Origin of the sequence: Hassallia byssoidea VB512170 (assembly GCF_000817785.2) — a bacterium.
In the GTDB taxonomy this organism is placed as follows: Bacteria; Cyanobacteriota; Cyanobacteriia; order Cyanobacteriales; family Nostocaceae; genus Hassallia; species Hassallia carrinoi.
The window spans coordinates 1-9,828 of sequence record NZ_JTCM02000165.1; the positions used below are offsets into that span (position 1 = coordinate 1).

Annotated in this window: 12 protein-coding genes and 2 tRNA genes; 8 read left to right on the plus strand and 6 right to left on the minus strand. The window is 43.6% G+C overall.

The features are described 5' to 3' along the window. Window positions 1–146 precede the first annotated feature (146 nt). The 3 genes from PI95_RS33230 to murA all read right to left on the minus strand — a co-directional run bounded on the left by PI95_RS33230 (window position 147) and on the right by murA (window position 2,638). Window positions 147–230: transfer RNA gene (locus PI95_RS33230), tRNA-Leu, on the minus strand. Further along, entirely contained in the window at window positions 209–1,084 is an 876-nt protein-coding gene (locus PI95_RS33235; RefSeq protein ID WP_163519421.1) for a M48 family metallopeptidase, read from the minus strand. The genes PI95_RS33230 and PI95_RS33235 overlap by 22 nt, the downstream gene beginning before the upstream one ends. A 177-nt stretch (window positions 1,085–1,261) precedes the next feature. Then, window positions 1,262–2,638, minus strand: a complete 1,377-nt coding sequence (gene murA / locus PI95_RS33240; protein WP_163519423.1) for a UDP-N-acetylglucosamine 1-carboxyvinyltransferase — start codon at window positions 2,636–2,638, stop codon at window positions 1,262–1,264. Window positions 2,639–2,841: 203 nt separating this feature from the next. Here murA and PI95_RS33245 point away from each other — a divergent pair, with 203 nt between their 5' ends. The 5 genes from PI95_RS33245 to PI95_RS33260 all read left to right on the plus strand — a co-directional run bounded on the left by PI95_RS33245 (window position 2,842) and on the right by PI95_RS33260 (window position 5,609). After that, window positions 2,842–3,084 (plus strand): hypothetical protein, encoded by a 243-nt coding sequence (locus PI95_RS33245; protein WP_039752900.1) that lies wholly within the window; start codon window positions 2,842–2,844, stop codon window positions 3,082–3,084. A gap of 40 nt (window positions 3,085–3,124) precedes the next feature. Continuing rightward, window positions 3,125–3,206, plus strand: a tRNA-Leu gene (locus tag PI95_RS33250). Between the two features lie 270 nt (window positions 3,207–3,476). Then, on the plus strand, window positions 3,477–4,559 hold the full coding sequence (locus PI95_RS33255) for an RNA-guided endonuclease InsQ/TnpB family protein (protein WP_201280710.1): 1,083 nt from the start codon (window positions 3,477–3,479) through the stop codon (window positions 4,557–4,559). Beyond that, window positions 4,513–4,677 (plus strand): zinc ribbon domain-containing protein, encoded by a 165-nt coding sequence (locus tag PI95_RS37605; protein WP_201280711.1) that lies wholly within the window; start codon window positions 4,513–4,515, stop codon window positions 4,675–4,677. The genes PI95_RS33255 and PI95_RS37605 overlap by 47 nt, the downstream gene beginning before the upstream one ends. 134 nt (window positions 4,678–4,811) lie before the next feature. Next, window positions 4,812–5,609 carry a TrmH family RNA methyltransferase gene (locus tag PI95_RS33260; RefSeq protein WP_039752902.1) on the plus strand — a complete coding sequence of 266 codons (798 nt, stop codon included), beginning with the start codon at window positions 4,812–4,814 and terminating at the stop codon, window positions 5,607–5,609. Window positions 5,610–5,657: 48 nt separating this feature from the next. Here PI95_RS33260 and PI95_RS33265 read toward each other — a convergent pair whose 3' ends face one another. Continuing rightward, window positions 5,658–5,891 carry a hypothetical protein gene (locus PI95_RS33265; RefSeq protein WP_039752903.1) on the minus strand — a complete coding sequence of 78 codons (234 nt, stop codon included), beginning with the start codon at window positions 5,889–5,891 and terminating at the stop codon, window positions 5,658–5,660. Window positions 5,892–6,204: 313 nt separating this feature from the next. Here PI95_RS33265 and PI95_RS33270 point away from each other — a divergent pair, with 313 nt between their 5' ends. Next, the gene (locus PI95_RS33270; RefSeq protein WP_039752904.1) at window positions 6,205–6,399 is read left to right on the plus strand and encodes a hypothetical protein; all 195 of its coding nucleotides are present in this window, start codon (window positions 6,205–6,207) and stop codon (window positions 6,397–6,399) included. A gap of 167 nt (window positions 6,400–6,566) precedes the next feature. On the opposite strand, the gene PI95_RS33275 is transcribed toward PI95_RS33270, so the two are convergent. Beyond that, a complete protein-coding gene (locus PI95_RS33275; protein ID WP_039752906.1) occupies window positions 6,567–7,523 on the minus strand; it encodes a response regulator in 957 nt (318 codons plus the stop codon). Window positions 7,524–7,760: 237 nt separating this feature from the next. On the opposite strand from PI95_RS33275, the gene PI95_RS33280 reads away from it, so the two are divergent. Both PI95_RS33280 and PI95_RS33285 read left to right on the plus strand, forming a co-directional pair. Further along, window positions 7,761–8,843 carry a RuBisCO accumulation factor 1 gene (locus PI95_RS33280; RefSeq protein WP_039752907.1) on the plus strand — a complete coding sequence of 361 codons (1,083 nt, stop codon included), beginning with the start codon at window positions 7,761–7,763 and terminating at the stop codon, window positions 8,841–8,843. Between the two features lie 173 nt (window positions 8,844–9,016). Continuing rightward, complete coding sequence (locus PI95_RS33285) at window positions 9,017–9,562, plus strand: FHA domain-containing protein (RefSeq protein WP_052325771.1); 546 nt, start codon at window positions 9,017–9,019, stop codon at window positions 9,560–9,562. Here PI95_RS33285 and PI95_RS33290 read toward each other — a convergent pair. Continuing rightward, a partial coding sequence (locus tag PI95_RS33290; RefSeq protein ID WP_163519422.1) for a hypothetical protein occupies window positions 9,559–9,828 on the minus strand: 270 nt, incomplete at its 5' end. The two genes, PI95_RS33285 and PI95_RS33290, sit on opposite strands and share 4 nt — an antisense overlap.

A 9,828-nucleotide genomic window follows, 5' to 3' on the forward strand; every position in this document is an offset into this window, starting at 1 on the left:
TGATAACATCCCACGAAGCACAATATATTATGCTCACACGAACAACAGTTCGTTATTGATGGCAAAAAGCATCTAAGTAGCTTACCTAAAAATATAGGGTTCCAGATAGCTTGCCTGAAACCCTATATTTATCTATATTTTTACAGTGGGCAGGAGGAGAATCGAACTCCTATGATCTCACGATCGTCACATTTTGAGTGTGATGCGTCTACCAATTTCGCCACCCGCCCTTGGGTGCAACTTCACTATTATACACTTTTTCTGAGGAATGCAACAACTTTTGATATTCTTTGCTGCTTGCCCAGCGATCAATTTCTCGCGCCCGCAGTACTGGCACTGGATGCGATAATTGAGCGGTGCGAGCGACTTTGACCATTTCACCCAATTCGGTCTTGCTAATATCATCGTAAGCGCGGGCTTGGGCGACAAAGGCATCAAGGTTGAGTTGCGGTGCTAATGTTGGGGAACCACCGGCAAGCTTCATCAAGACTGACATGACAACTTTCGGATCTTGGGTGGCTAATAATGCGGCGCGATCGCATGTAAACTCAGCACAGCGTACCCATTCTAAAAGTTGTGCTTGTATGCTTTGTGCTAGCACTGCTCCTATATTTGGTAGACTTGCGGCTGCTAATACCAATAAATTTACCGGAGTCAGATAAACGCTGTGATCGCACTTAAGATGTCCTAACTCATGGGCAATCACTGCCTGAATTTCAAGAGGGGTGAGTAAATCAATCAGAGAAGTGTGTACGACAATAAAAGGCTGCTTGCCACGCATGGCAAAAGTATAAGCGTTGGGAGCCGGATGTTGGCGGATATAAAGTTGAGGAGGCTCCATATCCAAAATTTTACAAGCTTCTAACAACAGCTTGTGTAAATCAGGCAATTGTTGTTCGCCTACCAAAACGCTGGAGGCAATATTTTCTACATAAAAAACTTGCTCTGCCAATGATCCGAGCAAATTTCGCACCAGCATGTCTAATCCGGGTATCTGCTTGAGAGCAAGAGTTGCTTCCAAGTCTAAAGGATGACGAAAAGAATCTGCTTTGATACCAATTAGCTGAGTCTTAAAAAAGGACATAGCAATCGAAGAACTTGAAGGTAAGAAATGGTGGGATATATACAGCCTCCCACCGCTAGTATAACGACAATTAGGCTGGGCAGATGCCCTACCTATTACTCGTAGTGAGCGATAAATCGCTCAATTTTAAGCGCTTAAGCGCTTACTACGAACTTTCAAAACTAATGACATAAACCACTAAGTTGAAATCGACGCTTGAGGATTACTGGCTTTTGCAGGTAATTCTGCATCCGTCGGTGTTTCGCTGACGCGGAGGATTTTTGCTCCTAATTGCTGCAACTTGATATCAAGGCGATCGTATCCGCGATCTAAATGGCGCAATCCTTGAATTGTAGTTTTGCCTTCAGCTGCCAGTCCTGCCAAGACTAGAGCCGCTGATGCCCGCAAGTCTGTACCTAATACAGGTGCGCCAGATAACATCGGTACTCCCCGAACGAAAGCTGCGTTACCTTTAACGCGAATGTCTGCCCCTAAGCGATTCAACTCGGAAGCGTGACGCAAGCGATTTTCAAACACAGATTCGTTGATTATGCTGTCGCCTTCTGCTACGGTCAGCAAAGCCATAAATGGTGCTTGCATATCCGTGGGAAAGCCAGGATGGGGCAAGGTTTCAATATCCGTTGCTCTGAGGGTTTGAGCAGGCATTATGCGTAAGCAATCAGGCGCTTCTTGAATTATCGGCACGCCAATATCCCGTAGTTTAGCAAGTACTGGGATTAAATGCTCGGGGACTACTGGCGAGAGGGTAATTTCCGATCGCGCGATCGCTCCAGCAACTAAAAATGTACCTGTTTCAATGCGATCGGGAATAATCGAGTAGTCAACAGAATGCAATTTGGGAACACCGACGATGGTAATCGTACTAGTGCCGGCACCTTGAATTTTCGCTCCCATCGCGTTACAGAAATTTGCCAAATCGACTACTTCTGGTTCGCGTGCAGCATTTTCCAGGGTAGTTTCCCCATCTGCCAGAGTAGCCGCCATCATCAAGGTTTCGGTTGCGCCAACGCTGGGGCTGTCCAGGTAAATTTTGGCTCCTTTAAGCCTACCATTGCTACCTGGGACATAAGCATTGCAAATGCCATGTTCTATCTGCACTTCGGCTCCCATCGCTTGTAGTCCCCGGACATGCAAATCAACCGGTCTTGCCCCAATTGCACAACCACCTGGTAATGGCATCTGTGCTACTCCCAATCGTGCCAGAATTGCGCCTATGGCAAAAAAACTTGCTCGCAGCTGGGTAACTAATTCGTAAGGAGCTTTGGACGTTGTAATTTCGCTAGCGTTGATATCTAAAATATCATCGTGTTGCTCTAAACGAAGACCCAAAGCTGACAAAACTTGACCCATCCGCTTGACGTCAGCCAATAATGGAACGTTGCGGATGCGGCAATCTCCCGAACATAGTAAGGCTCCAGCCATGATTACCAATGCTGAATTTTTTGCCCCACTAATTTTCACATGACCTCGCAAACGATGCCCACCCCAGATTTGCAAGACTGAGGAGTCTGCTTCAGGTAATTTGGCATCCGGTAAGCTGGTATTCGTATTAATAAGCCTACCCTCCTAAAGAAATTCAGTAATTTTAAAGATTTGAAGTTGGTTTCGATTCTACAGTAAAGATTCGATTTGTCTACATTTTTGCGCTAGGTAAGCGCATTGATTTAGTGGAATTGGCGACTCAAAGCAATCTGGAATAAGCCTTTTAAGCATTTGTAAAATAAGTGCGCTCCTAGTATTGCCAACGTATTGCGGGAGTGGGGGACAAGGGGCGACGGGTGTGGGGACAAGGGGAGGGGGGCGACGGGTGTGGGGACAAGGAGGACAAGGAAGACAAGGGGGATAAATGCCCAATGCCCCATGCCCACTTGGACGATGCCCAATGCCCCATGACGGCAGATGCTCCACTTGGGGAAACCCCAAGACCGCACTGCCTCCCCCATGCCCCATGCCCAATTACCAATTCCTCATTTTATGCTCAGGGCGTTGACAAAAGCTAGAAAATGAGTGAAAATAGAGAACGGTGATTAAATAATGCCAGCGGAACTGGCGGAATTGGCAGACGCGCTAGATTCAGGTTCTAGTGCCGCAAGGCTTCCGGGTTCAAGTCCCGGGTTCCGCATATCAGTTAGGAGTTAGGAGTTAACTCCTAGTAAATGAATTATTCGACATAATAGAACATTATGTAACATCCTGACTCTTCTTAGTTTTCTTTTGTAATGATCTGATGAACTCACGAATGACATCGGACTGAGTTCTTTCTACTGCATCACAGTAGTCGTCAAAAATCTTTCTTTCTTCTGAAGAAATTCTTACGTTCAAATTGTATTTACCCATGCCTAGTAACCAAAATAGCGTTACAATATAATTGTAGACCATAGGATAACAATCTTTGTTTGCCATTAAAAGAAAGCTAAAACTGAATAAAGCCGAACAAGCTTTGATGGCGCAGCACGCAGGTTTTTCAAGGTTGGTATATAATTACGGGTTAGACCTGTTCTGGCAGTCTGTAAAAGCTGGATGTAAAGCTAGCGACTCAAAACGGTTGCAGCAGATCAAGAAGTGTTTGACAAACATAACTAAAAAGCGTCCAGAGTTTGCTTGGATGAATACTTTGTCATCCAAGGTTTACCAATCAGCTTTTCAAGACTTACACAAAGCGTTTAGTAACTGGCGCAAAGGAGTAGCCAAGAAACCAGTCTTTAAACGCCTTAATGATTGTCAATCTTTTACGGTTTATGACGGCAATGGGGTTGTATTGGTTAAAGCAGGTAAGAGTATCAAAGTTCCTACAATAGGCACTTTGAGACTGGCTGAGTCAAGTCAGGAATCTTATGTCAGCCAGACTTTTACGATTAGTCAAGAGGGGGATGGTTGGTACATTTCCTTTGCACTCTTTGCAGAAAGAATACCCCCAATCCTTCATGAGGTTGCCCAAGCCGTAGGAATAGATTTAGGTGTAAAGACGTTTGCAACTATTAGTGATGGAAACGAGATTGAAGCTCCTTTGCCCTATAAAAAAGCGACGTGTGGACGGACAGAATCCTCTGTCCGCGCCAACCGTCGCGCGAAAATCAAGCTAGGGAAAATTCAGTACCGGAATCGCAATAAGAAATTAGGAAACCGGAAAACTGGTGAGAAGGCTTCAAACAATGCCAAGAAGTATTATAAAAAATTGGCACGGTTCCATAAACGGATAGCTGATAAACGTAAGGATTTTCTGAATAAGACGACTACAAGCATTTGCAAAAAGTATGCCCATATTCGGATCGAAGATTTGAACGTGGCTGGGATGATTGCGAACGGCAAGTTATCGTCAGGAGTTAGCGATTTAGGTTTCTATGAGTTCCGTAGGCAATTAGAATACAAAGCATCCCTCTACGGGACAAAACTTGATATCGTTGACCGTTGGTATCCATCTTCAACGGATGTGTCGCCAATTTGGGCAGAAACACGCTTCAAAGAAGCTATCTGACCGTGTGTTTGCCTGCCCTAGTTGTGGGCATACGGAAGACAGGGACTTACACGCAGCCATTAATCTCGCAAATGTACCGAGTGATAAATGCAGTAGGGTCGGTTCAAAACGAACTTAAAGCCTGTGGACAAGAAGGAGCCGACTCCCTTGGTTGAAGCAGGAATTGTTGAATGATGTCAAATGATGTCTAGTAAATAAGGAACAGTTAAATTTGTTTTCTTTGAATTGCTAACTTATAACTGATAATTTTTAATGTTAACTAGTTTACAGAATTCTTTAGTAAAGCAAATCCGCAAATTACACTCAAGGAAGGAGCGTCACAAGCAAGAGTTGTTTTTACTGGAAGGTACGCATTTGCTGGAAGAAGCTTGTGCGGTGAATTATCCGCTAGAAGTTGTGTGTTGTACGCTAGAATGGCAAGCGGCTCATTCTGCACTTTGGGAGCAAGCTTGTAGTCGGTGCGATCGCTTTGAAATTGTCAGTGAAGAAGTATTGAGTGTGATCGCTACGACAGTACAACCGGATGGTGTTATCGCTACCGCCAAACGAAGTTCGGCAATGCAAGTTCCGTTTACTGGGTTGCTGCTAGCTTTGGAAACTATACAAGATCCGGGCAATTTGGGGACGATGATTCGGACTGCGGCAGCGGCTTCTGCATCGGGGCTGTGGCTGAGTGCTGATAGTGTAGATTTAGATAACCCCAAAGTGTTGCGTGCCAGTGCTGGGCAGTGGTTTCGCTTACCGATGGCGGTGAGTGCTTCTTTAAAAGATACAGTAAGTCTTGCCAAGCAAGCCAGAATGCAGATTGTGGCAACTTTGCCAAGTGCAACTTTAACTTATTGGCAAGTAGATTGGCGAAAACCAAGTTTAATTTTATTGGGTAATGAAGGTGCGGGTTTATCCGCTTCTTTAGCAGCAATGGCAGATGTAGAAGTGAGAATACCCCTGAGTCCAGGGGTAGAATCTTTGAATGTGGCGATCGCCGCAGCTTTAATGTTGTATGAAGCTCAACGGCAGATTACAAGTTACAAGTTAGGAGTTACAAGTTAGGAGGCGCGGAGTTAAAAGTAAAAGTTAAAAATTATAAACTCGTAACTTTTATTTTATTTTATTTTCCAGATATTGTTCGATATCAGCAACGGCGTCTTCCAAAGCCTCTAAATCAATTTCTGCTTTTATTTCAATTAGGGATGCATCACTGGTTTTAGCAGTATCGGTTTTTAAAGTTTCTTCCTCTTCAGTCGGACTCTCTTGTAATATATCCTCCAACTCATCAAGGGATTGAAGAAACTCTTTAGCGGCAGCGCGGCGTTGTTGCTGATTTTGCTCCATAATTTTGATTTGATAATCGTGATTGCAGTTTATAATTATGGTTATCTGTACCAAAACTAATTTATTCTGTATCAAATTTACACATTAAAAGGCTTGATGGCAAAATCAGCTTTCAGTTCTTTGATTTCCCCAAGAAGCCGACTAGCTTTATGGTCGATTTTCTCTTCTTGAGCCCTGCAACAACCCACGACAAATGTGGACAGCCTTCATCCGAGGTTGTCGTGGGGCATCAAGGATCTATTAAACAAGGCTGTCCACATTTGTCTAGGGAAGGACTCGCCCACACCCCGTTTGAGGTCATAAAATATTTACAATGGCGCGTAAAGGCGGGAACCCTAAGATTAAGGATTATGGCTTTACCAGTGATAGAGATGAACCACTAACAGGAAGATTAGCTATCAGAGTTACACAATCTATGCTTGCGAGAGTCAAAGCTTTAGACAACTATCCAGAGTTCTGCCGTCAAGTTCTAGCTAAAGCATTGGATGAACTTGAAAAAGAAGATTAAACAGTATATTTAAAAAAATATCGCTTAAAAGTCAATAGTCCAGAGTTTTTTGACTATTGACTATTTTGTTGCTTGATATACCAGTGCAATTGAGAGAGCGTGAAAAGTTAGATTCCCGACTTCGCATAAGTTGTCGGGAATCAGTTCCACCGCGAATTTTCACGCTTTTATCTAGGATTGCTATAGCAGCAACTGCTAGTAAGCGCGATCGCAACTACTTGAGCTGAAGTATGAATTAGCTCTAATTCATCTTCTCGCAAAGTGCATGGTTGTTTCCACTGTAGCGACAACACCGCCAAAACTTCCGAGCGGTAAATAATCGGGATAATTAAGTGTGCTTGTACACCGCTATTTGGATATTGTGTAATACCAGCAAGCTTTTGGTCTTTGAGTACATTTACGGAAACTTGTATTTTCCCCGACGCGATCGCCTCTGCTGTCAGCGGATCTTGAGCTAGCCAATTTTCAATTGTACCTGTATTGCTGCAAGTCCCTTGAGTGTTAACAAGAGTATTTTTCTCCACTAATTGCAAAATGCAGCCATCCGCTGCAAAAGTCTCGCTAAAAGCCGTAGCAATTGATGTCAGACTTGCTTCTAAGTTAGGAGTTGTTTGCGTTACTTTCACTAAAAAAGTCAGCAAGGCAATTTGAGCATGAGCGCGGTGTAGTTCTTCTGTACGTTGCTTGAGCAAGTCGTAAGTTTCTGCGGCTCTTTGCACTACCGCTTTGAGTTCACCTGGGTCCCAAGGCTTGGTAATATACTTGTAGACTTGTCCGGCGTTAATCGCTTCTACCAAGTCTTCAATATCAGTAAAACCTGTAAGAATTATCCTGACTGTATCCGGAAACTGTGGTACAGTCTTGCTGAGAAACTCAGTTCCTTTCATTTCTGGCATCCGCTGATCGGAGATGATTACCGCTACTTCCCCAGATGCTGCCAAAACTTCTAAAGCGTTGATACCGCTATCGGCTTTCAGTACATGAAAATCACGTCGAAAGGTACGATAAAGCAGATCGAGATTATCTGGCTCATCGTCAACTACGAGGATTTTCAGTTTCTTAGGTCGTTCTAAAGTCATCAATTGACGACGGACTTTATCAATTTCTGAAATGGGATTATCCATAAGATAATTGCTTAAATAGTACCCATATTGTTATATTCCATACTAAGTTTATTTGAAAGTAGCTCAGAAACGTTGCGGAAATTTACGGATGTGATTCCAGGATTGATAATGAGACTGTAGTTAGTGCTACATAAAACAAACGAAAATCCGCGTTTATTGCGAACTCCACAAATTGCGTAATTGAAAACAATTAAACCTTAAAATGATATTGGAATCGTGCGCGATTAAGAGCAAATTATGACTGAATTACCACCACTACCTGAAAATTATGACAATGCTGGTGATGCAGCACAAGAGTTGCTGCGAAAGCTCAGGCAAAAACAAGGCAACTGGGTGGAATGGGGAATGGCGATCGCTCAATTGCAAAAAGCTGGGCACAATCCCCAAGAGATTTTTGAAGCTACCGGTTTTGAACCGATTCAGCAAAATCAAGTAATTGTCGGCGCTCAAGTTTATAATTCTATAGAACAAGCTGGAGCATCACCAGCAGTGCGATCGCATTACAGCACACGCGGTAGTGATATTTTATATGAATTGCGTCTGTTAACCCATGAAGAACGCGCCGCCGCTGCTGAACTTACTTTTCAACACCAGGTTGACGCCGACGAAGCAAAAGAAGTGGCAAAAGCCATCAAAGATTTCTCCCGCTTTCCTACCTTACCGGATGGGTTTTCTAATCATCCAGGGGATGCAGTTGCTTATCAATCTTGGAAACTTGCCCGTCAATACTCAGATTTACAAGAGCGATCGCGTCTAATTGCCAAAGGTTTACGCTTTGCTTACTCGCCAACAGCCAGAAAGCAAATAGAACAATTATTAACTGATTTTACTGTCGTTCCTAAACGTCCCGCGCCAATTATACCGTTTTTCCGGCTGGAATCTGAAGAAGAATTGCCGCGCCTCGTGCCCGTAGCGGGTGAATTGCCATTAAAGGCAGAAGATTTGCAAGCTGTTCCTGTAGTCGAACAAATTGAACCATTTCGCATGGTTAAATTTGCCGGAGAGCAAGCTTGGGTACCTTTACCAGGTTGGCAAGTAGTGTTAGGTGCATCCGATCCAGTAGTAATTTTATGTCAAAGCGATCGCCTGCCCAACCAAACACAACCCAAATCAGAAACAGTTTTAGTAGTTTGCGATCGCTCAGTCCAAGAATGGGATGATGGCAGCTACTTTGTGGTTGACAACGCCGGCGAACTTGATTTTCAATGGTTTGAAAGCGCACCCTCAATTCCTCTGCTGGGTCGAATTGTTGTCGTAGTTCGTCCTAAGAAAATCCTGGATGAAGAAATAATCAAGGATTCCTGGCAAATAGACGAATGAAAAAGTTAGGACGAGCGGTAGAGACGTTCGGTCCGGAACGTCTGTACACGAGTAGCATTCGTAGCAAAGTAAGAGTTATTTGTTGCTAAATCTAGTATGATGACCACAGAGCCTTTTTGCTACCAAAGCAAAGAATTTAGATAAATTGAGAAATTGCTCTGCAAAAGCAAGTTATGCAAAACTCAGGCAGATTACCAACAATAGGTTTAGGTTTAGAGCTTTTTCATGTTCAAACTGACACTTCTTTCGCGTTGCTACCAAATTTAACTACAATTCGCATTGGCAAACCAAAAAGTCACTTTTTAGGAGATATCAATGTCTCCGATTTGCCAAATGCCAATTTTGTTTCACGCAATCATGCAGAAATTCAAATAGAAAAAAACATTTATTATCTTGTAGATGTGGGAAGCTCTAATGGTACATTTCTTAACAACACCAGGTTAGAAGAAAGAAAGCGTTATCAGCTCAATTTAGGAGATAAAATAGATTTAGGTCCGGGAAGTAAAGTCACATTTTTATTTCTCAGTAAACAAAAAGTAGCTCCCGAACCTCCTACCTCACTGAATAATCCAGGTACAGTCATTCAGCTTGAATTTGGGGAGACGAACGTAAAAGCAACTCTCAAAGAGAGTTTAAGCAAGTTTTTCCGCATATTTGGGAACATCTTGAATTATACTTGGCGATCGCTCAAAAAATTATTCAAGAAATTACGTCCCTAACCTGTAATCTCACCCGTAGTGAGCGGTTCACCGCTCATATCTTCGCTTTTAAAGGTTAAAAGTCCAGAAAAACTTCTTTCCTTTCCCCAATCATTAGCAGGTGCTCCACTTGGGTCGCCACCCCGCTCTTGGGGGTTCCCCCCGTTGTAGGGAGTGGCGATTTGCTCCCAAGACCCAACGGGAGAGGCAGTCCCCCATCTCCTGTCGGAGACGCACTCGCGTTCGACGGGAACCGCTCCTGAGGTGGCTGCCTCACCGCACTGCCT

What these genes read in the sequence shown, in the direction of transcription:
- PI95_RS33260 (WP_039752902.1), top strand. Translation starts at nt 4,812, where the DNA reads ATGTTAACTAGTTTACAGAATTCTTTAGTAAAGCAAATCCGCAAATTA.
- PI95_RS33235 (WP_163519421.1), bottom strand. Translation starts at nt 1,084, where the DNA reads ATGTCCTTTTTTAAGACTCAGCTAATTGGTATCAAAGCAGATTCTTTT.
- PI95_RS33285 (WP_052325771.1), top strand. Translation starts at nt 9,017, where the DNA reads ATGCAAAACTCAGGCAGATTACCAACAATAGGTTTAGGTTTAGAGCTT.
- PI95_RS37605 (WP_201280711.1), top strand. Translation starts at nt 4,513, where the DNA reads ATGTGTCGCCAATTTGGGCAGAAACACGCTTCAAAGAAGCTATCTGAC.
- PI95_RS33280 (WP_039752907.1), top strand. Translation starts at nt 7,761, where the DNA reads ATGACTGAATTACCACCACTACCTGAAAATTATGACAATGCTGGTGAT.
- PI95_RS33270 (WP_039752904.1), top strand. Translation starts at nt 6,205, where the DNA reads ATGGCGCGTAAAGGCGGGAACCCTAAGATTAAGGATTATGGCTTTACC.
- PI95_RS33275 (WP_039752906.1), bottom strand. Translation starts at nt 7,523, where the DNA reads ATGGATAATCCCATTTCAGAAATTGATAAAGTCCGTCGTCAATTGATG.
- PI95_RS33265 (WP_039752903.1), bottom strand. Translation starts at nt 5,891, where the DNA reads ATGGAGCAAAATCAGCAACAACGCCGCGCTGCCGCTAAAGAGTTTCTT.